Here is a 21661-nt window from a genome sequence, read left to right on the forward strand (position 1 = left end):
CGCAGCACGCGCAGATCGGCGCGCGGTCGTGTGGCGACCGCGCATTTCCTGGAATTCTTTATTCCAGAAGTCCGGGGTGCGGCGGATTTGACGCGACTCTCGCGGCAGCCTGACGCAGGCCGCGCGTCACGCCATCGACGTGCGCAGGCGGCTGTAGCCTTCCTGGATCGCGGACCAGAACAGGGCGACGAGACCGAGTGCCATGATCGTGCTGACGAGGCCGTTGGAGAAGAACACGCCGAGCGATCCCTGCGATCCCAGCAGCGATTGACGGAAGGCTTCCTCCGCCTTGTCGCCGAGCACGATGGCGAGCACCAGCGGCGCGAGCGGGTAGTTGCACTTCTTCAGGAGATAGCCGAGCACGCCGAACACCAGCATCAGCATCACGTCGAAGGTGCTGTTGTGCACCGAATAGGCGCCGATCGCGCAGAGCACCAGGATGAGCGGCGCGATGATGCCGAACGGCACGCGGAGGATCGCGGCGAAGACCGGCACGCAGGTCAGCACGACGATGAGGCCCGCGAGATTGCCGAGATACATCGAGGCGATCAGGCCCCAGACGAATTCCTTCTGCTCGACGAACAGCATGGGGCCGGGCTGCAGGCCCCAGATCAGCAATCCGCCGAGCAGCACGGCCGCCGTCGGCGAACCGGGCACGCCGAGCGACAGCATCGGCAGCAGCGCGGAGGTGCCCGCGGCGTGCGCGGCCGTCTCCGGCGCGATCACGCCTTCGATCTCGCCCTTGCCGAAATTGTTGCCGCGGCGCGCCAGCCGCTTGGCGATGCCATAGCTCATGAAGGATGCGGGCGTGGCACCAGCGGGCGTGACGCCCATCCAGCATCCGATCAGGCAGGAGCGCAACGAGGTCATCCAGTAGGCGGGCAGCTCCCGCCAGGTTTGAAGCACGACGCGAAGGTTGATGCTCGCGTTGCCGCCGCGGAAAGCCAGTCCTTCCTCCATGGTCAGCAGGATCTCGCCGATCCCGAACAGGCCGATCACGGCGATCAGGAAGTCGAAGCCGTTGAGCAGCTCCGTGGCGCCGAAGGTCAGCCGCAATTGTCCCGTGATCGAATCGAGGCCAACCGCCGCGAGCGCAAAGCCCATCATCATCGCCGCGATGGTCTTGAACGGCGGCTCCTTGCTGAGGCCGACGAAGCTGCAGAAGGCGAGGAAGTACACCGCGAACTTCTCCGCCGGGCCAAATCGTAGCGCGAAGCCCGCGACCAGGGGAGCGACCAGCGTGATCATGATGACGGCGAACAGCGCGCCCACGAAGGAGGAGGTGAAGGCGGCCGTCAGGGCTTCACCGGGTTTGCCCTGTTGCGCCATCGGATAACCGTCGAAGGTGGTCGCCACCGACCAGGGCTCGCCGGGTATGTTGAACAGGATCGAGGTGATGGCGCCGCCGAACAAGGCGCCCCAATAGATGCAGGACAGCATGATGATGGCCGACGTCGGCGGCATGCTGAAGGTCAGGGGAAGCAGGATCGCCACGCCGTTGGCGCCACCTAACCCCGGAAGCACGCCGATGATGACGCCGAGCGTGATGCCGATGATCATCAGCAGGATGTTGTAGGGCTGCAGCGCGACCGCGAAGCCGTGAAACAGATTGGCCAACTCTTCCATATCGATACGTCCTGCAGCAATAATTGAATGAAGGCGAGCGCTTGAAGGCCAAGCCCTTTACAGGCAAGGCCCTTTACAGCCCGAGCCATTCCTCGAGCGGACCCTTGGGAAGCGGGACCAGGAACCAGCGCTCGAAAACCAGATAGGTCACCACCGGCATGCCGACCGCCACCGCGATGACCGTCAGCCAGCGATAGCCGCCGAGCCAGCGCATGAACCAGGCGATGAACAGCATCGAAGCGACGTAGAGGCCGATGAACGGCATCGAGCCGACATAGATCGCGGTGGGCACGACGACGCTCATGACCTGGCGAAGCTGTCCCCATGCCGCGAACAGCCGGTCGTCGTCGTCGCGACGCGCGCTCCAGAGATTGATGGCGCTTGCGCCGACGATGGCGACGCCGACATAGAACGGGAAGAAGCCCGCACGCGGACCCTCCGCGCCCCAGTTGATGCCGGCCTTCAGGCTGCCGAAGATCACGACCAGGCCGAAGACGCCGATCAGCAGCGCCATGCCGATCTCCAGCGTCTTGTGTGCCGGGCCAGATTCGGATCCGGATTGTTCAGTCATGGGACCTCCAGGCAGAATCGCAGTCTTTCGCGGTCACGGCAGACCGGAGGACGACCAGCGTCCTCGGGCCGTCATCGATGTCGCGGATCAGTTTCCCGACGCGAGGAAGCCGGCGTCCTTCATCAAGCCTTCGTGGCGCTTTTCTTCGGCCTCGATCCACTTGGCGTAGTCGGCTCCGGCCAGGAAGGTCGTGTTGAAGGCGCCGCTCTTCATGAAGTCCTGCCATTCCGGCGTCGCGCGAACCTTCTTGAACAGCTCGACGTAGTATTCGATCTGATCCTTCGTCGCCTTGGGCGACATGAAGATACCGCGCAGCATGAGATATTCCATCGCGAGGCCCTGCGACTTGCAGGTCGGAATATCCTTCCAGGCCTTGCCGTCGGCGATCGGCTCGTCATAGGCCATCGGCTGGGCGTCGAAGACGCAGAGCGGACGCAGCTTGCCGCCGCGCCATTGCGCAACCGCCTCGATCGGATTGTTGACGGTGGAATCGACATGGTTGCCGACGAGCTGGACCGCGACTTCGCCGCCGCCCTTGTAGGGGATGTAGGTGAACTTCGCCTCGATCGCCTTCTCGATGCCGACCGTGATGATCTGGTCTTCCTGCTTCGAGCCGGTGCCGCCCATCTTGAAGGTGCCGCTCGGCGCCTTCTTGGTGGCGTCGACGTAGTCCTTGACGCTGTTGTACGGCTTTTCCGCGTTGACCCACAGCACGAACTCGTCGAGCGCCAGCATCGCGACCGGGGTCAGGTCCTTCCAGTTGAAGGGAATGCCCGTAGCGAGCGGCGTCGTGAACAGGTTCGACAGCGTGATGATGATCTTGTGCGGGTTGTTCGTCGACGTCTTCACGTCGAGGAAGCCTTCGCCGCCTGCGCCGCCGGCCTTGTTGATGACGACCAGCGGCTGCTTCATCAAATTGTGCTTGGTGACGATGCCCTGGATGGTCCGTGCCATCTGATCGGCGCCGCCGCCGGTGCCCGCGGGCACGATGAACTCGACCGGACGAACCGGCTCCCAGGCCGCAAGGCTTGCGGTGCTGCCGGCGCACGACATCGCGATTGCCGCCAAAGCGGCATGAACGAACGGCTTCATCTTTTCTCTCCCTGTCGAACCTCGAACGCAGCCGCTCTTTGCCGGCTTGCGTCAGCCCATCTCGATTCACATGCTTGGGGTCACCTTTTGTGGTCGATCTCCCATTGCAGCCCAAACGAAACTCTATGAGCAGGGAAAGGCCGCGGCATCCGCTTCTTTCGGCTAAGGCTCCGTCAAGGTTGGCGGCAAGCGTGCCTCGCCCCTGGCCGGTTCCGTCCTGCGTTACGCATCCCCGCCTTGCACCTTCGGTTGTGCAAGTGTTCTTGGTTGCCGAATGGTATGCGAGATACCAGCAGACAAACAATTGGATCAGCGGGGTACGTCTGCGGACCAATCGTCGCAGTTGTGTTCGCGCGCGATGCGAGGCCTGGAAACGAAAATGGCCCCGACATGCGGGGCCATTTGATCAAACGTAGCGTTCTACGGAATTTCCCAACCGGCGCCGTTGCGGCTGCGCGGGGAAAACCTCCTTAGAGGCCGAAGCGGGGCAGGTCGCCGTTGTGATTGGAGATCTCGGCGCTCGCCATCAGGAAGCGGTCGACCGCGGCCATGAAGCGGGCGAACAGCGAGGAGGAGGGGGCGAGAGCGACCGCGGCGATCTTAGACATCGGAATTCCCTTTCTTGAGACGGTCAGTATTGCTGTCTCATTTCGAAGGGCAATCTATGTATACCAGATGCCACTGTCCATGCGCTTGTTTGCATAGCAGCATGCAGCCTCTCGCATTGCAGCATAATGCTGCGTTAACGGGTCCGTTTCGGACTGAAAATTGCAAAAACGGCTGCGGAAGCGGCCCATTGAGGCGAATTTGAAGGGATTCGCACGGCACCCGGGCCTTGGCAGGGCAGGTCAAAGCCGGTAGTGGTCTGCCCCCTTTTCCAATCAACTGTCAGAGTGGTTCATGTCGAGCGCCTCGGCCGCCGTCTCGATCGGCATCGATTTTGGGACCAGCAATACGGTCGTCGCCCTCGCGGCGGACGACCGCCGGGTCGAGGCCATCCGCTTCGACCACGGCGGCCAGCGTCACAGCACCTATGTGTCGGCGCTGTGCTTCTGGGAGGACCGGCCGGGCGCCGGCGCCCAGGCCGAGGGCGGTCCGTGGGCGATCGAGCAGTTCCTCGAAGGCCGCCATGTCTACCGCTTCCTCCAGTCGTTCAAGACGTTCGCGGCGAGCAGCAGCTTCAACACCACGCAGGTGTTCCGGCAGCGCTTCAAGTTCGAGGACATCCTGGCGGCGTTCCTGCGTACGCTGGCGCGTCATGGCGGCGAGAGGTTCGGCTTCGAGGCGTCCAACATCACGGTCGGCCGGCCCGTGCGCTTCGCCGGTGGCAATCCCGACGAGGCGCTGGCGATGCAGCGCTATCGGGCCGCGTTCGAGCGGTTAGGGGCCGGCCACGCGCGCTATGTCTACGAGCCCGTCGGCGCCGCGTTCTCCTTCGCCCGAAAGCTCGAGCGCGATGCCACCGTGCTGGTGGCCGATTTCGGCGGCGGCACCAGCGACTTCTCGGTGATGCGCTTCTCACGCGCGGGCGGCGTCCTGCGCGCCGAGCCGCTCGGACACGCCGGCATCGGCATTGCCGGCGACACGTTCGATTACCGCATCGTCGATCACGTCGTCTCGCCGCGGCTGGGCAAGGGTTCCAGCTTCCGCTCCTTCGACAAGGTGCTGCCGGTCCCGAGCGGCCATTACACCAACCTCGCGCGCTGGCATCAGCTCGCGATGATGAAGAGCAACGGCGACCTGCGCGAGCTCCGCGAGCTCGCGCGCACCGCGCTGAAGCCCAAGCTGCTCGAGGATTTCATCACCATCGTCGATTTCGACCTCGGCTTCTCGCTGTACCGTGCCGTATCCGAAGCCAAGGTCGCGCTGTCGGCGCAGGATCAGGTGGACTTCCGTTTCAAGGGCGGGGGCGTCGATATCGGCTCGACCATCACCCGGAAGAATTTCGAATCCTGGATTGCCGACGATATCGCGCGGCTGGGTGCCACCGTCGACAAGGTGCTGGGCGAAGCCGGCATCACAGCGCGCGAGGTGGAGAAGGTGTTCTTGACCGGCGGCACCTCGTTCGTGCCCGCCGTGAGAAAGCTGTTCGCCGACAGGTTCGGCAACGAGCGGCTGATGTCCGGTGACCAGTTCGAGTCGATCGCCTACGGCCTCGCCTTGATCGGGCACAGTCCCGACCCCGACCGCTGGACCGCCAGCGGCGGCATTACGCCGAAGGGCACGTAGGCCCTTTGCGCGATTTGAGCGCGCGCCTCGTCCTTCGAGACGACCGCTTCGCGGTCTCCTCAGGATGAGGCTGAGCAGCATCGGCGCCCGCTGAAATTGCTGCCGCGCCCTCGCTCCTCATCCTGAGGAGCCCGCCTAAGCGGGCGTCTCGAAGGATGGCCACAAAGACGCCGCCCACCGGGTCATTCCCAATCTAGGGCCTACTGGTTGATCTCCGGCTCGACGAGCTTCGCCAGATTGCGCAGCGATTCCTGCCAGCCGAGATAGCAGGCTTCCGTCGGGATGACGTCGGGGATGCCGGCCTGCGTGATGTCGACCTCGGTGCCGACCGAGACCTTCTTCAGGATCACGGTCACCTGGATCTCGCCGGGCAGATTGGGGTCGTCGAACCTGTCGGTGTAGCGGAGGCGTTCGCCCGGCGCGAGCTCGAGAAATTCGCCGCCGAACGAATGGCTGTGGCCCGTCGTGAAATTCCGGAACGACATCTTGAACGTGCCGCCGACCTTGGGCTCGAAATGATGCACGGTGCAGGTGAAGCCGTTCGGCGGAAGCCATTTCGCCATCGCATCCGCCTCCAGGAAGGCGCGATAGACCTTCTCCGGGCTGGTGGCGAGAACGCGGTGCAGGCGGACAGTGCCGGGCATGATTGTTATCCTCTTTGATGTGATGGGCCCGAGTTTGGCGTCTATGGCCCATTCATGTCACGAGGACGACCGGGAAGCTGCCGATCCGACAGGGCACTCGAATTTTTTTCCTGGCTCTGGCCAAGAGACTAGACGGCTGCGACATCCTGCGGCGTCATCGTGAACGCCAACCTGTAGCGGCCGATCGTCGAAGCGTAGCTTGCGCCTGCCGCGTGAAGCGATGACGTCGAGAGCTGGCCGGCAATCACACCCTCGACCACATCGGCATCGTAACCTGACAGCAGCACGATCCAGTCGGCGGCGCCGTCCTTGCCGCGGATCTGCTGTTCGGTCGTGGGCGCGTTCGTCTTGGGTGTGTCGGTGAGGAGGAGGTGGGCGCCCGTCAATCCGGGCTTCTGTGTCAGGGTGCCGAGCGTGCCCGCGAGGTGGGTCTGCAACTCCGCCTCGCGTCCGGCCTCCGGCGAAAGCCGGATGGTGGCGAGAGCGGTCGCGACGCCACCGCCAAAGCTCGCCGCGACGCGGCACTGGCTGCGGACCATGCCGAGGTGGTGCGGCATCATCTTGGTCGACCACGGCGTCGGCGCATTGAGCCGGTCGAGATATCCCTTCGACGTGAGCACCTCATATTGCTCCAGCTCGTACAGCACGAAGAAACCTTCACTGTCCGTCGTGCTGGTCCAGCGCGATCCGCGCCGGAAGCCGGGAATGCTCATCCGCTCCGGAAAATGCTCATGCGAATGCCAGTCGCCGAACTCCGCGCGCTGCTCGGCGCGAACACTCCACCACATCGCGACGGCGGCCTTGCCTAGCAGTGACATACTGACCTCGATCTCTCTTTTCCCGAAGCGGCGTTGGACATGCTACCACCGCGCCCCGGGGCGGCGCGTGACCTATTGTGCACAGAAGCTCTTCCTTGCCGAGAAAAAACAGCCTCGCGCGGCGCTCAGGTGACTCGCATCTGGGCGGCGTCGTGATGAATCGGCATGCAGCAGATCCGTCGTGTTCGTTAAAAATCACAAGCAACAGAACCCGGTTCACACATCGAAACACAAGAGCCGGATTTTGGCCGCCATGCTCCCGGATTAGTCGGCAACTGGCTGCGTCTGACGACACGTCGCACGCGCCGGACATCGATGACACGAGGCGGATTGACGACATGAAGCAGAAGACCGTGCGCTACCGGCTCGCGCGCCGTGTTCGCAGCCTGCCCGCAGAGACCGCTTCGAGACTGCTTGGAATGCCGAGCATCAGCCGACGACTGAACGAAGCTTACGAAACGGCGCGGGCGTCCTACGGGCCGCGCCTGCCCAAGCTCCCCGCGCTCGACATGGAAATTGTCGCCGGCCTGGAGAAGCACGGCGTCCATATCACCTCGCTCGACAAGCTGGGCTTGCCCGGCACGGAAGCGCTTTGGACATCGGCGACCGAAATCGCAAACACCTACTCGCTCCGCGCCGGGAAGGGCGAATTTGCCGGTGAATATACCGTGCGGGTCGGTGCCGACGCCATGATGCGGCATCCGCATATCGTCGGATGGCCTCTCCAGGATCGCATCCTCGACATCGTCGAGACGTATCTCGGCCTGCCATCCGCCTATGGCACGCTGAACTTCCTTTACACCCTGGCCGACGGCCGGCAGGTGGCGGCGCGCCGATGGCATCGCGACCTCGAGGACCGGCGCATGGTCAAGGTCGTCGTCTATTTGCACGATGTCGACATGGACGCCGGCCCGCTCGAAATCCTGCATCGCTCGTTTGCGGGCAGCGATGCGCTCGACGGCTCCAACTTCCCCATCCTGACGCAGGAGATGCTGGAGCAGAGGCTCGGCACGACGCTGAAGAGCGGTGACGTGACCACCTGCACCGGCAGGGCGGGTACAGTGATCTTCGCGGATGTCGCGAGCCGTTACCATCGCGGGCGGCCGGCGATCGCGCGGGACCGCTGCGCGCTGTTCTACAATTTCTTCTCGCGCGCGCCTCTCCGGCCATTTTTCTGCGAGCGGCACGTGTTCTCACGTCAGCAAATTCTCGAGCTTGCGGCCGACCAATCGGCGCGGGCACGCGATTGCATGCTATGGCGCTCCAACGTCCCCCTGCTTGCCCGGGTCGTGCCATCGGCGCGGCTTTGAGCCCGATCGGTCAGGGCGCCAGTCATCCCGCCGCTCGATAAATTGAAGCCATAATTCCGCTATCGTTCCTTGGCTCAACTCCTGCGCGAAATCAGGGGGCTTCCGTTGCGCAGCACGCTTTGGGCTTTTGCCGTCATTCTTTGCTGTCTTGGCTCGTCCGCCGAAGCCGCGGGCATTCAGCTTATCGAGTCCGATCCGGCGCTGTCAGGCGCGATCTGGTATCCGTGCGCGGCGAAGCCGACGCATGTGGCGCTCGGCAGGCTTTCGGTCGGCGCCGATTTCGACCTGGAGGGTGTGAAGGATTGTCCGGTCACGGGCGCAAAGCTGCCGCTGATCATCCTCTCGCACGGCCGGGGTGGATTCTTCGGTCAACATCACGACACGGCAGAAGCGCTGGCCGACGCCGGCTTCGTCGTCGCGGCCATCAATCATCCCGGCGACACCGCCAACGACTCCTCGCGGCGCGACACGCTGTCAGTCTTGGGATCGCGCCCCGCGGACATGGTGCGCCTGCTCGACTTCATGCTGAAGGACTGGAAGGACAGGGCGGTGATCGATCCCGTCAAGGTCGGCTTCTTCGGCTTCTCGCTCGGAGGCTTTACCGGCTTCGTGCTGATGGGGACCAAGCCGGATTACGCGAGGATCGCCGGCCTCTGCAAGGAGACGACCGGCACGTGCGCGCAGCTTCACAATGGCGAAACGCCGCCTGACCCGATCCAGGATGCGCGCATCCGCGCTGCGGTGATCGTTGATCCCGCGCCGGGTCTCCTGACGAAGGACAACCTCGCCGTGGTCAAGCTGCCGTTCCAGTTCTGGCGCTCGCAGTTCGGCGGGCCGGGCGTCGGCGACGGTTCGGGTACGGAGCGCGTCGCGCAGGGATTGCCGGGCAAGCCCGAGACTCACGTCGTGCCGGCCGGCCACTTTGCCTTCCTCGCACCTTGCTCGGCCGAGCTCGCGGCGGCGATCCCCCGCATCTGTACCGATACGCCGGCGGGATTCGACAGGGTCGGCTTTCATCGCGAGTTCAACGCGGCGGTGGTGCAGTATTTTCGTGAGCAGCTTGGAGGCCATTGAGTGTCTGCTGACACTGTCGGTCTCTTCTCCACGCCAAAATCAAATCGCCACACTCTGGTCCGATTCCGCTGACAGTTCGACTGCGCTTTGAAATCGGCCCTGCGGCTGGCGCAACGCTTGCGATGGAGCGATGGTCCCGCCGCATTGTCAGGAGATTTGTGATGCTCGGCGCGAAAGAAGGGGAGACCAAGCAAGTTCCCCCGCAAGAAAAATCCCGGACGACTCAAGACGGGGCTCAAAGATGGAGCAGCCAGGATGCCTGGACCGTCTACCAGCTTCCCTTCAACGATCTGCTGTTTCGATCACAATCCGTACATCGCAAGCATTTTGACCCAAATCGCGTGCAGTTGAGCCGGCTGCTGAACATCAAGACCGGCGGTTGTCCAGAAGACTGCGGTTATTGCAGCCAGTCGTCGCATCACGCGACAGCTGTTGCGGCCTCCAAGCTGATGGACGTCGAGAAGATCGTTGCCGAGGCGCGCAAGGCAAAGGAGAGCGGCGCGACGCGCTATTGCATGGGGGCTGCCTGGCGTAACCCGAAGCCGCGCGATATGGACGCCGTCGTCGCGGTCGTCGGTGCCGTGAAGCAGCTCGGGCTCGAGACCTGCATGACGCTCGGCATGCTCGACCGGGGGCAGGCCGACCGGTTGAGCGCAGCCGGGCTCGATTACTACAATCACAATATCGATACCTCGGAGCGCTACTATCCGAGCGTCATCTCCACCCGCACGTTCGCCGATCGTCTCGACACGCTGGAGCATGTCCGCGAGGCCGGCATGAAAGTATGCTGCGGCGGCATCCTCGGCATGGGTGAGAGCGAACAGGATCGCGTCGACATGCTAGTCACGCTCGCTAACCTTCCGGAAGCGCCGGAGAGCGTGCCGATCAACATGCTGATCCCGATCGAGGGAACGCCTTTGGCGAAAGCGCCGCCGATCGGTCCGATCGAGTTCGTGCGCATCGTCGCGCTCGCGCGCATCATGATGCCGGCCTCTTTCGTGCGACTCTCGGCTGGACGGTCGGCCATGACCGACGAGATGCAGGCGCTGTGCTTCTTTGCCGGCGCAAACTCGATCTTTGTCGGCGACACACTGTTGACGGCGGGCAATCCGCAGGACGAAGCCGATCGAAAGTTGTTCCGCCGGCTCGGTCTGGAGGCCCTCTGAAGCATGATCGATTCGGAAGGCCGCTGAGCGGCTTTCCGGATCATGCTCTGGGCCGTGCGTCGATTGCTATTCGGTGCGTTCTCTCGCCTTGGCCTCGCGGGCCAATCGTTCCGCCTTCAGGCGCTCGCGGTTTTCGTGGAAGGAGTGCTGGTCCTTCGCGTAGTCATTCATCGGCTTCTGCGTCTTGACAGGCTTGAACGCCTTGTTGGCTTCACGCTTGGCTCGATCAGAGGAATGATCTCTCAACATTTCGATCTCCATTTGATCAACGAGCGTGGTCCCGACGGAGTGCCGGGCGCGACGTCTCCCGCGCACAGGCTGATACGGATCGACGCCCTCTGGACGGGAAGGCGGCCAATTCTTCGGCGTTGGGCGGGTCTCTTGCGAGGCGCTCAGTCACTCGCTGGGGAGGCGGCATGCTCGCTTCTGAAAGCACACCGGTCAAGGACATAACGAACAGCCGCCACATCTGTTCCGCGGGACCAGTCATTTATTTCTCGACGATGGCATAATACCCCTGTTTTGCCCGACGCGTCAAAGGCAGTTCGAAAAAATCGAAATGTCTTTGCGGCCAATGAGTTGGCTACTGTGCATGGGGTTGTTTTTCAATTTTTGGTTTGAGCCTGCCCGTCCAACCGCATTCACATGCAAAAAAGGGCCGCCTCGAAGGGCGGCCCTTTCGTCATTCTCTGATAGGTCCGCTTACTCGGCGGCCTGCTTCTGCGGCGGGTCGAGCGCGCCGGACTTGTGGATGTCGGCGACCTGGTGATCGCTGAAGCCAAGCACAGAGCGCAGGATCTCGTCGGTGTGCTCGCCGAGCAGCGGGGAGCGCTCCACCTCGCTCGGGGAGTCCGACAGCTTGATCGGGTTGCCGACCGAGATGTACTTGCCGCGGGTGGGGTGGTCGACCTCGACCACGGTGCCGGTCGCGCGCAGCGACTGGTCTTCGGCGATCTCCTTCATCGACAGGATCGGGCCGCAGGGGATGTCGTCCTTGTTGAGGATTTCCATCGCCTCGAACTTCGTCTTGGTCATCGTCCACTGCTCGATGCGGGCGAAGATCTCGTTGAGGCGCGGCAGGCGGACGGCCGGCTTGGAATAGTTCGGATCGGTCTTCCAGGTGGGCTCACCGATCACGTCGCAGATCTTCTCCCAGACCGGGGCTTGGGTGATGAAGTAGATGTAGGCGTTGGGATCGGTCTCCCAGCCCTTGCACTTCAGGATGCGGCCGGGCTGGCCGCCGCCGGAATCGTTGCCGGCGCGCGGCACGGCGTCGCCGAACGGAATGCCTTCGCCGAACTGGCTGTATTCCTTGAGCGGGCCGTGGGCGAGGCGCTGCTGGTCGCGCAGCTTGACGCGGGCGAGGTTGAGCACGCCGTCCTGCATCGCGGCGGTGACCTTCTGGCCCTTGCCCGAATGCGTGCGCTGGTAGAGCGCGGTGACGATGCCGAGCGCCAGGTGCAGGCCGGTGCCGCTGTCGCCGATCTGCGCGCCGGTGACGAGCGGCAGGCCATCGCGGAAGCCGGTGGTCGAGGCGGCGCCGCCGGTGCACTGTGCGACGTTCTCATAGACCTTGCAGTCTTCGTACGGTCCGGGGCCGAAGCCCTTGATCGAGGCGACGATCATCTTCGGGTTGATCGCCTGGATCTTCTCCCAGGGAAAGCCCATGCGGTCGAGCACGCCGGGGCCGAAATTTTCGACCAGCACGTCGCACTTCTTGATCAGCTCGGTGAGGACTTCCTTGCCCTTGGGGTTCTTGGTGTCGAGCGTGATCGAGCGCTTGTTGTGGTTGAGCATGGTGAAATACAGGCTGTCCACGTTCGGGATGTCCTGCAGCTGGCCGCGGGTGATGTCACCCACGCCCGGGCGTTCCACCTTGATCACGTCGGCGCCGAACCACGCCAGCAGCTGCGTGCAGGTCGGGCCGGACTGGACGTGGGTGAAGTCGAGAATGCGAACGCCCTCGAGCGCTTTGGTCATTGTGTTGCTCCGTACTCTGTGTCTGCCCCCGCCAACCGCAGGGATTAAAGGGTTGAGGGGTGGACTTACTTCTTCTTCTGCAGAACGCTCTGCGGATTGAGGTTGCCGATGCGGCCGCTCTCCGAGCCCGCGGCCGGATCGATCACCGCGTTGATGAGCGTCGGCTTGCCCGAAGCCATCGCCTCGTTGACGGCGCGCTTGAGCTCGTCGGGCGAGGTGGCATTCACGCCGACGCCGCCGAAGGCTTCCATCATCTTGTCGTAGCGCGCGCCCTTGACGAACACCGTCGTCGCCGGATCGGCGTTGACGCTGTTGACGTCGGTGCCGCGATAGATGCCGTCATTGTTGAAGATGACGACGCAGATCGGCAGGTTGTAGCGGCAGATGGTCTCGACCTCCATGCCGGAGAAGCCGAAGGCCGAGTCGCCTTCCACCGCGAGCACGGGGTGACCGGTCTCGAGCGCCGCCGCGATCGCCTGGCCCATGCCGATGCCCATCACGCCCCACGTGCCGACGTCGAGACGCTTGCGCGGCCGGTACATGTCGATGACGCCGCGGGCGAGGTCGAGCGTGTTGGCGCCCTCGTTGACGAGGATCGCCTCGGGATGATCCTTGATCACGTTCTTCAGCACGCCGAGCGCGCCGTGATAGTCCATCGGCGACTTGTTGTTCATGAGCTTCGGCGCCATCTTGGCGACGTTCTCTTCGCGCTTGGACGAAATCGCCTTGGTCCATTCGGCGGGCGGGGCGGTCCAGCCCGAAGCCATCGCCTGATTGAAGGCCGAGACGACCGAGCCGATGTCGCCGACGACGGGCGCGACGATCTCGACGTTGGAGTCCATTTCCCTCGGCTCGATGTCGACCTGGATGAACTTCTTCGGCGTCTCGCCCCAGCTCTTGCCCTTGCCGTGCGAGAGCAGCCAGTTCAGCCGCGCGCCGATCAGCAGCACGACGTCGGAGTCCTTGAGTACGGTCGAGCGCGCGGCACCGGCGCACTGCGGATGGGTGTCGGGGAGGAGGCCCTTGGCCATGCTCATCGGCAGGAAGGGAACGCCGCTCTTCTCGACGAAGCTCTTGATCTCCTCGTCAGCCTGCGCGTAGGCCGCGCCCTTGCCGAGGATGATGAGCGGGCGTTTTGCGCTCTTGAGCACGTCGAGCGCGCGCTTGATCGAAGCGGGCGAGGGGATCTGCGCAGGAGCTGCGTCGATCACCTTGACCAGCGACTTCTGGCCGGCATCGGCGTTCATCACCTGGCCGAACAGTTTTGCCGGCAGGTCGAGATAGACGCCGCCGGGACGGCCCGAGACCGCGGCGCGAATGGCGCGGGCAAGGCCGATGCCGATGTCCTGGGCGTGCAGCACGCGATAGGCCGCCTTGCACAGCGGCTTGGCGATCGCGAGCTGGTCCATCTCCTCATAGTCGCCCTGCTGGAGGTCGACGATCTCGCGCTCGGAGGAGCCCGAAATCAGGATCATCGGATAGCAATTGGTGGTGGCGTGCGCGAGCGCGGTGAGACCGTTGAGGAAACCCGGCGCGGAGACCGTGAGGCAGACGCCGGGCTTCTTGGTGAGGTAGCCGGCGATGCCTGCGGCGTAGCCGGCGTTCTGCTCGTGGCGGAAGGAGATCACGCGGATGCCTTCGGCCTGCGCCATGCGGCCCAAATCCGTGATCGGGATGCCCGGCACATTATAGATGGTGTTGATGCCGTTCAGCTTGAGCGCGTCGATGACGAGATGAAAACCATCCGTCAATTCCTGCTCGGTGCCCGGTGCTTCGGACTTGGTCGCGGTATTCAGCATGGGCCTTGTCTCCCTGGTCTCAAGTTAGTGGGGCGAGTGCTTCGCCCTTCTGGTGAACGTTGCTACGTGAAGAGTTCCTGGCCATGCGCCTCGACGTAGGCGGCAAGGCCAAGGGTGTGGTCGCGGGTGCGCTTCTCGGCGAGCTCGGTGTCGCGCGATTCCAGTGCTTCGATCATGCCGAGATGCTCGGGCAGGGAGGTCGCGGTGCGATCCTTCCGTCCGATGGTCAGTTGCCGGTAGCCGCGCACGTGCAGCAGCAGGTCGTTGGTGAGATCGACCAGCACGGGCGATTCCGACAGCGAGATCAGCGCCTGGTGGAAGGCGATGTTGGCACGCGAATATTCCTCGACATGGTCCTCGGGCAGGCGGTCCTTGCCGAAGTCCTTGAAGAAGTCGCGCAGCGCCGAGATGTCCTTCTTGCGCGCGGTGGTGGTGATGAGGCGGGCCGCCATGCTCTCCAGCGCCGCCCAGGCGCGGATCATGTCGACGATCTCGCTCTTGGTCCGGCGCACCACCATGATGCCGCGGCGCGGAACCGTCTTCACGAAGCCGTCCTGCTCGAGCATCGCGATGGCTTCGCGGATCGGCGTGCGGCTCACGCCCAGCCGTTCGGACAACGCGCGCTCGTCGAGCATGACGGGCTCGGGCGTCGAATAGATGTCCATCTTGAGGATGGCTTCCTTCAAGGCGTCATACGCCTTGTTCTTGAAGCTGCTCTCCGGGGCAATACGAACGATTGCGATATCTGCCTCGGCCATGTTCGGCAACGCCTTGGTTGGTTTCCGCAGTGACACGACGAATCTCCTCCAGTGGGAGTCGTCTTTTACAGGATTATTAACGGGAAAGTTTTTGGCATACCACATGCCAGAATGTCAAGCTGGCTATTTTTTGCGGCGTTCTAAGGTACGCGGCGGCTTGACAAGTTGGCTTCTGGCATACCAAATGCCATCGCCAGCCATTTTTGATCCAAGGCGGCGGAGTAATGTCGGCTTTATGCCACTCCGTTCCGCGACATGGAACAGAGCGCGGCGAATGGCAAGCATCACCGGCAGCCGCAACACGCGCGCGCTTTGAAAAGAACGAACTGAGGTCAAGGGAGAAGCCACATGTCCAATTCCAAAGATGCCGTCCGCAAGGTGCTCGACCAGGTCAAGGCGGACAACCGCACCAGCCTGACGGCGCCGGAAGGCAAGCTGGTCTGCGACGCCTACGGCATTCCGGTGCCGAAGGAAGGCGTGGCGAAGTCGGCGGGCGAGGCCGGCAAGATGGCGTCCTCGATGGGCTTCCCGGTGGTGATGAAGATCGTCTCGCCGGACATTCTCCACAAGACCGAAGCAGGCGGCGTCATCGTCGGCCTCAAGACGGCAGAGGATGCCGAGAAGGCCTACGAGACCATTCTCTCCAACGCCAAGAAATACAAGGCCGATGCCAAGATCGAGGGCGTCCAGGTGCAGCAGATGCTGGCCGGCGGCACCGAAGTCATCGTCGGTTCCATCACCGACGGCTCGTTCGGCAAGCTGGTCGCCTTCGGCCTCGGCGGCGTGCTGGTCGAAGTCTTGAAGGACATCACCTTCCGCCTCGCGCCCGCGACCAAGGAAGACGCGCTCTCGATGCTCGACGGCATTCAGGCGCATGAGATTCTGAAGGGCGTGCGCGGCGGCGAGCCGGTGAACCGTACGGCGCTCGCCGATGTCATCGTCAAGGTCTCGCAGCTCGTGACCGATTTCCCTGAAATCGTTGAGCTCGACCTCAACCCCGTGTTCGCGACGGCGAAGAGCGCGATCGCCGCCGACGTCCGCATCGTCGTCGACTTCGCCTACGTTCCGAAGCCGAAGCCGCGCCCGACCGAAGAGATCGTCGCGGCAATGAACCGCATCATGCAGCCCAAGGCGGTCGCCGTGGTCGGTGCCTCGGCCGAAGACGGCAAGATCGGCAACTCCGTGATGAAGAACCTCATCAACGGCGGCTACAAGGGCGACATCTATCCGATCCATCCCAAGGCCGCCGAGATCCTCGGCTACAAGGCGTACAAGAGCGTCAAGGACGTGCCGGGCGTGATCGACACCGCCGTGTTCGCGATCCCCGCGAAGTTCGTGGCCGCGGCGCTCACCGAGTGCGGCGAGAAGAAAATCCCCGGCGCGGTGCTGATCCCGTCGGGCTTCGCTGAAGCCGGCGCGCCGGAATTGCAGGCCGAGATCGTCGAGGTCGGCAAGAAGTACGACATCCGCCTGATGGGGCCGAACATCTACGGCTTCTATTACACGCCGGCCAATCTCTGCGCGACCTTCTGCACGGCTTACGACGTCAAGGGCCACGCGGCGCTGTCGTCGCAGTCGGGCGGCATCGGTATGGCGATCATCGGCTTCTCGCGCTCGGCCAAGATGGGCGTCTCCGCGATCGTCGGCCTCGGCAACAAGTCCGACATCGACGAGGACGATCTGCTCGCCTTCTTCGAGCAGGACCCGAACACCAATTTGATCGCGCAGCACTGCGAAGACCTCAAGGACGGCCGCGCCTTCGCGGAAGCCGCCAAGCGCGTCTCCAAGAAGAAGCCGGTCGTCGTGCTCAAGGCCGGCCGCACCTCGGCCGGCGCCAAGGCGGCGTCCTCGCACACCGGCGCGCTCGCCGGTAACGACAAGATCTACGAGGACGTGCTGGCGCAGTCGGGCGTGATCCGCGCCCGCAGCTTGCGGCAACTGCTCGAATTCGCCCGCGGCGTGCCGGTGCTGCCGACCCCGAAGGGCGAGAACGTGCTGATCATCACCGGTGCCGGCGGCTCGGGCGTGCTGCTGTCGGATTCCTGCGTCGACAACGGCCTGTCGCTGATGTCGATGCCGCCGGATCTCGACGCGGCCTTCCGCAAGTTCATCCCGCCGTTCGGTGCGGCCGGAAATCCTGTGGATATCACCGGCGGCGAGCCGCCGATCACCTACGTCAACACGGTGAAGCTCGGCCTGTCGGATGAGCGCATCCACTCGCTGATCCTCGGTTACTGGCACACCATCGTCACGCCGCCGATGGTGTTCGCCCGCAACATGGTCGAGGTGAAGAAGGAGATGGAGGCCAAGGGCTTCGTGAAGCCGATCGTGGCCTCGCTCGCCGGCGACGTCGAGGTCGAGGAAGCCGCCGAATATCTCTACCAGAACGGCATCCCGGCCTATGCGTATTCGACCGAGCTGCCGGTCGAGGTCTTGGGCGCCAAGTACAAGTGGGCGCGCGGGGCAGGGCTGCTCTGAGCTGGCGTTCGCCTCTCCCCGCTTGCGGGGAGAGGCCGAATTCGAGCAAAGCTCGAATTCGGGTGAGGGGGAGCTTCCGCGAGTCTAACTGCTGCCGTCCTTGCGGAGGCTCCCCCTCACCCTGACCCTCTCCCCGCAAGCGGGGGGAGGGGAAGAAGAACCAATGCAGGTCGCGATGAGCAAGAACGTGATCCGGCGCAAATCGCTCGAGCCCCGATCGCCATCGGAGGCCGACCACGATGCGCGCGACGGCGGCGTGCAATCCGTCGACCGCGCGCTGTCGATCCTCGAAACGCTGGCAGAGGACGACGAGGGGTACCGCCTCAGCGACCTCGCCGTCCGCACCGGCTTGTCGGCCTCAACCGTACACCGCCTGCTGGCGACGCTGGAAAGCCGCCGCTTCGTGCAGTTCGACCGCGCCGAATCCAAATGGCATGTCGGCGTGCGCAGCTTCACGGTGGGCGCGAGCTTCGCGCGGCGGCGCAATTTCAGCGCCCAGGCCATTCCTTACCTGCGCAAGCTGCGCGACCTCACTCGCGAGACGGCCAATCTCGCCGTGGTCGACGACGAATTCATCATCGTGCTGACCCGCATGGAGAGCCGCGAGATCATGCGCTCGCTGACCCAGGTCGGCGGCCGCGTCGCGATGGTGACGTCGGGCGTCGGCAAGGCGGTGCTCGCGACCTATTCCGACGAGGACGTCGGTGCCGTCATCCGCCATCACGGCATGCCCCGCCTGACCGAGAAATCGATCGTGCGGCCGAGCGACCTGTTCAAGGAGCTCGAAAAAATCCGCAAGCAGGGCTACGCGCTCGACGATGAAGAGGCCTGCATGGGCCTGCGCTGTATTGCCGCAGTGGTCTACAACGACTGCGCCGAGCCGCTCGCGGCGATTTCCGTCTCGGGCATGACCAGCCGCCTGACCGACGACAGATTGCCGGAAATCGGCCAGATCGTGCGCGAAGTCGCCGGCGAGCTGACGGCTGCACTCGGCGGGGTGATGCCGAAGCCCCGCTAGCAGGGAACCTGGGCGCTGTCGCTGGACAGCATCGGCCGTTTTGGCTGATATGCGACCAAACGACACAATGCGGCAAACGATCAACACGTCCGCATGAGACCTGGAGAATGCCCTCATGTTTCGATTTCCCGCGCGCCTTGTCGGCGCAGCCGTCGCGCTGACCCTTGCGGCGGCCACGCCGTCCCTGGCCCAGCAACTCGAGCTCAAGCTGATGGCGCCGGCGGCCCCGGGCGGTGGCTGGGACCAGACCGCGCGATCGATGCAGCAGGCGCTGGTTGCCGCGGGCGTCGCGCGCAGCGTGCAGGTCACCAACGTTCCCGGCGCCGGCGGAAGCGTCGGCATCGCCCAGTTCGTCAACGGCGCCAAGGGCGACGGCAACCAGTTGATGGTCAACGGTTTCGTCATGGTGGGCGCGCTCGCCATGAACAAGTCGCCCGTGACGCTCGATCAGGTGACGCCGATCGCGCGCCTCACCGAGGAAATCCAGGTGATCGTGGTGCCCGCCAATTCGCCGATCAAGAATGCGCAGGATCTGGCCGCCGCGGTGAAGGCCGATATCGCCAAGGTGACCTTCGCCGGTGGCTCGGCCGGCGGCGTCGACCATGTGATGGCGGCGTTGTTCGCCGGCGCCGTCGGAGCCGACGCGAAGAAGATCAACTACATCCCGTTCTCCGGCGGCGGCGAGTCGCTGGCGGCGATCCTCGGCGGCAAGGTCACCGCGGGCATTTCGGGCCTCAGCGAGTATGAAGGCCAGATCAAGTCCGGCAAGCTGCGCGCGATCGGCGTGACCTCGGAGAAGCGCATCGCAGGCAGCGACATCCCAACCTTCAAGGAGCAAGGCATCGACCTCGTGATCGCCAACTGGCGCTCGGTAGTCGCGCCTCCCGGCATCACGCCGGAGCAGCGCAAGACGCTCAGCGACGCGGTGGAAAAGATGGTCAAATCAGATGCCTGGAAGGAAATCCTCAAGCAGAAGGGCTGGGAGGATGCGTATCTCGGCGGCGACGCCTTCGCCGACTTCCTGAAGAAGGAAACGGTGCGCGTCACCGACGTGCTGAAATCGGTTGGCCTGGTCAAGTCATGACCTCAGGCGATCCCGCCCAGCCGCCGCGGCGCGTCGATCGCGCCGGTATCATCATCGCTGCGCTGCTTGCAGGTCTCGCCGCGGTGCTGGTCTGGGACGCGCGCGGCCTGCAATCCACCGCGATGTACGGGATGGGGCCCGAGGCGATGCCGGTCGTGGTCGCCAGCGGCCTTGCGCTGCTCGCGATCGGCAATTTCATCGACGCGCTGCGCGGCAATCTGCCGGCGCGCGAGAGCGCCGATCCCGTGCCGGTGTTTCTGATCCTGGTCGGCCTGGCACTGTTGATCGCCATCATCGGCTTCGGCGGCGGCTTCATCCTGGCGACGTCGGCGCTGTTCGTGACGACCTCGGCGGCCTTTGGGCGCCGCGCCATCCTCGTCGACAGCGTCATCGCCCTCGTGATGTCCACCGTCATTTATCTCGCGTTTGACCGGCTGCTCACGCTCAGCCTTCCGACCGGACCGCTGGAGCGACTGCTGTGATGGACACTTTTGCGGCTTTGGCCCACGGCATGGCCGTCGCCGTCCAGCCGATGAACCTGCTCTATGCGCTGATCGGCGTGTTCCTCGGCACTGCCGTGGGCGTGCTGCCCGGCATCGGTCCGGCGCTGACGGTCGCGCTGCTGCTTCCGGTGACCTACAAGCTCGACCCCGGCGGTTCGCTGATCATGTTTGCCGGCATCTATTACGGCGGCATGTATGGCGGCTCCACCACCGCGATCCTGATCAACACGCCCGGCGAGAGCGCCTCGATGGCGACCGCGCTCGAAGGCAACAAGATGGCCAAGGCCGGCCGCGGCGGGCCGGCGCTCGCGACCTCCGCGATCGGCTCCTTCGTCGCCGGCACCATCGCCACCATCGGGCTGGCCTTTCTCGCGCCATGGCTGGTCGATTTCGCCGTGCGCTTTGGCCCCGAGGATTATTTTGCGCTGATGTGCGTCGCCTTCGTCACGGTGTCGGCGACCTTCGGCGATTCCCCGATCCGCGGCCTGACCAGCCTGTTCGTTGGCCTCACGCTTGGCCTCGTCGGCATCGACAAGCTGACCGGTCAGGCGCGGCTTGCGTTCGGCGTGCCCGAGCTGCTCGACGGCGTCGAGGTGACGACGCTGGCGGTCGGCCTGTTCGCGGTGGGCGAGGCGCTCTACGTCGCGTCGCGCCGTCACCACACCGAGGAAAAGCTGGAGCCGGTACGCGGCTCGCTGTGGATGACCAAGGAAGACTGGAAGCGGTCGTGGAAGCCGTGGCTGCGCGGCACCATGTTCGGCTTCCCGATCGGCGCGCTTCCGGCGGGCGGCGCGGAGATCCCGACCTTCCTGTCCTATTCGACCGAGAAGCGGCTCACGAAACATCCGGAAGAATTCGGCAAGGGCGCGATCGAAGGCGTCGCGGGACCGGAAGCCGCCAACAACGCCTCCGCCGCCGGCACGCTGGTGCCGCTGCTGACGCTGGGACTACCGACGTCGGCAACGGCCGCGATGATGCTGGCGGGTTTTCAGCAATACGGCCTCAACCCGGGGCCGCTGCTGTTCGCCGAGCGGCCTGATCTGGTCTGGGGCCTCATCGCCAGTCTCTTCATCGCCAATTGCATGCTGCTCGTGCTCAATCTGCCGCTGGTCGGCCTGTGGGTGCGGCTGCTTGCGATTCCGCAGCCATGGCTCTATGCCGGCATCCTCGTGTTCGCGACCATGGGCACCATCGCCGCGAAGCCGTCGGTGGTCGAATTGTCGATGCTGGCCGGTTTCGGCGTACTCGGCTTCCTGATGCGCCGGTTCGATTTTCCGATCGCGCCCGTCGTCGTCGGCCTGATCCTCGGTCCGATCGCGGAGAGCCAGCTGCGCCGCGCGCTCGCGATCAGCCTTGGCGATCCCCTGACGCTGGTCCAGAGCCCGATCTCGGCGACGTTGCTGGCGCTGGCACTGATCGCGCTGCTGGCACCCTTCGTGCTGAAGGGGATGGGGCGGTTCAAGGCGAACGAGGATTAGCCGTCCCGACACACTTGTCTTCTGGTGCAGCGC

The 21661-nt window shown here is 64.2% G+C and carries 19 protein-coding genes; 9 read left to right on the top strand and 10 right to left on the bottom strand.

Annotated features, from left to right (window positions below; genetic code table 11):
• Window positions 1–126 precede the first annotated feature (126 nt).
• The 4 genes from NLM15_RS14615 to NLM15_RS14630 form a co-directional block, all read right to left on the bottom strand.
• A complete protein-coding gene (locus NLM15_RS14615) occupies window positions 127–1626 on the bottom strand; it encodes a tripartite tricarboxylate transporter permease (protein WP_254117769.1) in 1500 nt (499 codons plus the stop codon).
• Between the two features lie 73 nt (window positions 1627–1699).
• Window positions 1700–2197 carry a tripartite tricarboxylate transporter TctB family protein gene (locus tag NLM15_RS14620; RefSeq protein ID WP_254117770.1) on the bottom strand — a complete coding sequence of 166 codons (498 nt, stop codon included), beginning with the start codon at window positions 2195–2197 and terminating at the stop codon, window positions 1700–1702.
• A gap of 87 nt (window positions 2198–2284) precedes the next feature.
• On the bottom strand, window positions 2285–3289 hold the full coding sequence (locus tag NLM15_RS14625) for a tripartite tricarboxylate transporter substrate binding protein (protein WP_254117771.1): 1005 nt from the start codon (window positions 3287–3289) through the stop codon (window positions 2285–2287).
• A gap of 470 nt (window positions 3290–3759) precedes the next feature.
• Window positions 3760–3897: a hypothetical protein gene (locus NLM15_RS14630; RefSeq protein ID WP_254117772.1), complete on the bottom strand. Its 138-nt coding sequence runs from the start codon at window positions 3895–3897 to the stop codon at window positions 3760–3762.
• A gap of 292 nt (window positions 3898–4189) precedes the next feature.
• Here NLM15_RS14630 and NLM15_RS14635 point away from each other — a divergent pair, with 292 nt between their 5' ends.
• Window positions 4190–5518: an Hsp70 family protein gene (locus tag NLM15_RS14635; protein WP_254117773.1), complete on the top strand. Its 1329-nt coding sequence runs from the start codon at window positions 4190–4192 to the stop codon at window positions 5516–5518.
• A gap of 200 nt (window positions 5519–5718) precedes the next feature.
• Here the strand turns inward: NLM15_RS14635 and NLM15_RS14640 are convergent, their stop codons facing one another.
• Window positions 5719–6162 (bottom strand): SRPBCC family protein, encoded by a 444-nt coding sequence (locus tag NLM15_RS14640; protein ID WP_254117774.1) that lies wholly within the window; start codon window positions 6160–6162, stop codon window positions 5719–5721.
• A 128-nt stretch (window positions 6163–6290) separates the two neighbouring features.
• Window positions 6291–6980 (bottom strand): hypothetical protein, encoded by a 690-nt coding sequence (locus NLM15_RS14645; RefSeq protein ID WP_254117775.1) that lies wholly within the window; start codon window positions 6978–6980, stop codon window positions 6291–6293.
• A 95-nt stretch (window positions 6981–7075) separates the two neighbouring features.
• Between NLM15_RS14645 and NLM15_RS14650 the strand changes: the two genes are divergently transcribed.
• The 3 genes from NLM15_RS14650 (at window position 7076) to bioB (ending at window position 10530) form a co-directional block, all read left to right on the top strand.
• Window positions 7076–8290, top strand: a complete 1215-nt coding sequence (locus tag NLM15_RS14650) for a hypothetical protein (RefSeq protein WP_254117776.1) — start codon at window positions 7076–7078, stop codon at window positions 8288–8290.
• Between the two features lie 105 nt (window positions 8291–8395).
• Window positions 8396–9364 carry a serine aminopeptidase domain-containing protein gene (locus tag NLM15_RS14655; protein ID WP_254117777.1) on the top strand — a complete coding sequence of 323 codons (969 nt, stop codon included), beginning with the start codon at window positions 8396–8398 and terminating at the stop codon, window positions 9362–9364.
• A 161-nt stretch (window positions 9365–9525) separates the two neighbouring features.
• Window positions 9526–10530: a biotin synthase BioB gene (gene bioB, locus NLM15_RS14660; RefSeq protein WP_254117778.1), complete on the top strand. Its 1005-nt coding sequence runs from the start codon at window positions 9526–9528 to the stop codon at window positions 10528–10530.
• A 66-nt stretch (window positions 10531–10596) separates the two neighbouring features.
• Here the strand turns inward: bioB and NLM15_RS14665 are convergent, their stop codons facing one another.
• The 4 genes from NLM15_RS14665 to NLM15_RS14680 all read right to left on the bottom strand — a co-directional run bounded on the left by NLM15_RS14665 (window position 10597) and on the right by NLM15_RS14680 (window position 15067).
• Entirely contained in the window at window positions 10597–10779 is a 183-nt protein-coding gene (locus NLM15_RS14665) for a hypothetical protein (RefSeq protein WP_254124239.1), read from the bottom strand.
• A 453-nt stretch (window positions 10780–11232) separates the two neighbouring features.
• Window positions 11233–12510, bottom strand: coding sequence for a formyl-CoA transferase (gene frc / locus NLM15_RS14670; protein ID WP_254117779.1), 1278 nt, complete (start codon window positions 12508–12510; stop codon window positions 11233–11235).
• A 65-nt stretch (window positions 12511–12575) separates the two neighbouring features.
• On the bottom strand, window positions 12576–14309 hold the full coding sequence (gene oxc, locus NLM15_RS14675) for an oxalyl-CoA decarboxylase (protein WP_254117780.1): 1734 nt from the start codon (window positions 14307–14309) through the stop codon (window positions 12576–12578).
• Window positions 14310–14371: 62 nt separating this feature from the next.
• A complete protein-coding gene (locus NLM15_RS14680) occupies window positions 14372–15067 on the bottom strand; it encodes a GntR family transcriptional regulator (protein ID WP_254124240.1) in 696 nt (231 codons plus the stop codon).
• Between the two features lie 348 nt (window positions 15068–15415).
• On the opposite strand from NLM15_RS14680, the gene NLM15_RS14685 reads away from it, so the two are divergent.
• The 5 genes from NLM15_RS14685 (at window position 15416) to NLM15_RS14705 (ending at window position 21628) form a co-directional block, all read left to right on the top strand.
• On the top strand, window positions 15416–17545 hold the full coding sequence (locus NLM15_RS14685) for an acetate--CoA ligase family protein (protein WP_254117781.1): 2130 nt from the start codon (window positions 15416–15418) through the stop codon (window positions 17543–17545).
• A gap of 175 nt (window positions 17546–17720) precedes the next feature.
• Window positions 17721–18563: an IclR family transcriptional regulator gene (locus NLM15_RS14690; protein ID WP_254124241.1), complete on the top strand. Its 843-nt coding sequence runs from the start codon at window positions 17721–17723 to the stop codon at window positions 18561–18563.
• A gap of 115 nt (window positions 18564–18678) precedes the next feature.
• The gene (locus tag NLM15_RS14695) at window positions 18679–19647 is read left to right on the top strand and encodes a tripartite tricarboxylate transporter substrate binding protein (protein ID WP_254117782.1); all 969 of its coding nucleotides are present in this window, start codon (window positions 18679–18681) and stop codon (window positions 19645–19647) included.
• A complete protein-coding gene (locus NLM15_RS14700) occupies window positions 19644–20129 on the top strand; it encodes a tripartite tricarboxylate transporter TctB family protein (RefSeq protein ID WP_254117783.1) in 486 nt (161 codons plus the stop codon). Before NLM15_RS14695 ends, NLM15_RS14700 begins: the two co-directional genes overlap by 4 nt.
• Window positions 20129–21628 carry a tripartite tricarboxylate transporter permease gene (locus tag NLM15_RS14705; protein WP_254117784.1) on the top strand — a complete coding sequence of 500 codons (1500 nt, stop codon included), beginning with the start codon at window positions 20129–20131 and terminating at the stop codon, window positions 21626–21628. The genes NLM15_RS14700 and NLM15_RS14705 overlap by 1 nt, the downstream gene beginning before the upstream one ends.
• Window positions 21629–21661: the final 33 nt, after the last annotated feature.

Origin of the sequence: Bradyrhizobium sp. CCGB20, from assembly GCF_024199855.1 — a bacterium.
In the GTDB taxonomy this organism is placed as follows: domain Bacteria; phylum Pseudomonadota; class Alphaproteobacteria; order Rhizobiales; family Xanthobacteraceae; genus Bradyrhizobium.

Excerpts from the sequence above, each read along its gene's own strand:
- oxc (WP_254117780.1), bottom strand. The coding sequence starts at position 14,309 with ATGCTGAATACCGCGACCAAGTCCGAAGCACCGGGCACCGAGCAGGAA.
- NLM15_RS14635 (WP_254117773.1), top strand. The coding sequence starts at position 4,190 with ATGTCGAGCGCCTCGGCCGCCGTCTCGATCGGCATCGATTTTGGGACC.
- NLM15_RS14695 (WP_254117782.1), top strand. The coding sequence starts at position 18,679 with ATGTTTCGATTTCCCGCGCGCCTTGTCGGCGCAGCCGTCGCGCTGACC.
- NLM15_RS14645 (WP_254117775.1), bottom strand. The coding sequence starts at position 6,980 with ATGTCACTGCTAGGCAAGGCCGCCGTCGCGATGTGGTGGAGTGTTCGC.
- NLM15_RS14665 (WP_254124239.1), bottom strand. The coding sequence starts at position 10,779 with ATGTTGAGAGATCATTCCTCTGATCGAGCCAAGCGTGAAGCCAACAAG.
- NLM15_RS14615 (WP_254117769.1), bottom strand. The coding sequence starts at position 1,626 with ATGGAAGAGTTGGCCAATCTGTTTCACGGCTTCGCGGTCGCGCTGCAG.
- NLM15_RS14705 (WP_254117784.1), top strand. The coding sequence starts at position 20,129 with ATGGACACTTTTGCGGCTTTGGCCCACGGCATGGCCGTCGCCGTCCAG.
- NLM15_RS14700 (WP_254117783.1), top strand. The coding sequence starts at position 19,644 with ATGACCTCAGGCGATCCCGCCCAGCCGCCGCGGCGCGTCGATCGCGCC.
- NLM15_RS14620 (WP_254117770.1), bottom strand. The coding sequence starts at position 2,197 with ATGACTGAACAATCCGGATCCGAATCTGGCCCGGCACACAAGACGCTG.
- frc (WP_254117779.1), bottom strand. The coding sequence starts at position 12,510 with ATGACCAAAGCGCTCGAGGGCGTTCGCATTCTCGACTTCACCCACGTC.
- NLM15_RS14685 (WP_254117781.1), top strand. The coding sequence starts at position 15,416 with ATGTCCAATTCCAAAGATGCCGTCCGCAAGGTGCTCGACCAGGTCAAG.
- NLM15_RS14640 (WP_254117774.1), bottom strand. The coding sequence starts at position 6,162 with ATGCCCGGCACTGTCCGCCTGCACCGCGTTCTCGCCACCAGCCCGGAG.
- bioB (WP_254117778.1), top strand. The coding sequence starts at position 9,526 with ATGCTCGGCGCGAAAGAAGGGGAGACCAAGCAAGTTCCCCCGCAAGAA.
- NLM15_RS14690 (WP_254124241.1), top strand. The coding sequence starts at position 17,721 with ATGAGCAAGAACGTGATCCGGCGCAAATCGCTCGAGCCCCGATCGCCA.
- NLM15_RS14625 (WP_254117771.1), bottom strand. The coding sequence starts at position 3,289 with ATGAAGCCGTTCGTTCATGCCGCTTTGGCGGCAATCGCGATGTCGTGC.
- NLM15_RS14630 (WP_254117772.1), bottom strand. The coding sequence starts at position 3,897 with ATGTCTAAGATCGCCGCGGTCGCTCTCGCCCCCTCCTCCTCGCTGTTC.
- NLM15_RS14680 (WP_254124240.1), bottom strand. The coding sequence starts at position 15,067 with ATGGCCGAGGCAGATATCGCAATCGTTCGTATTGCCCCGGAGAGCAGC.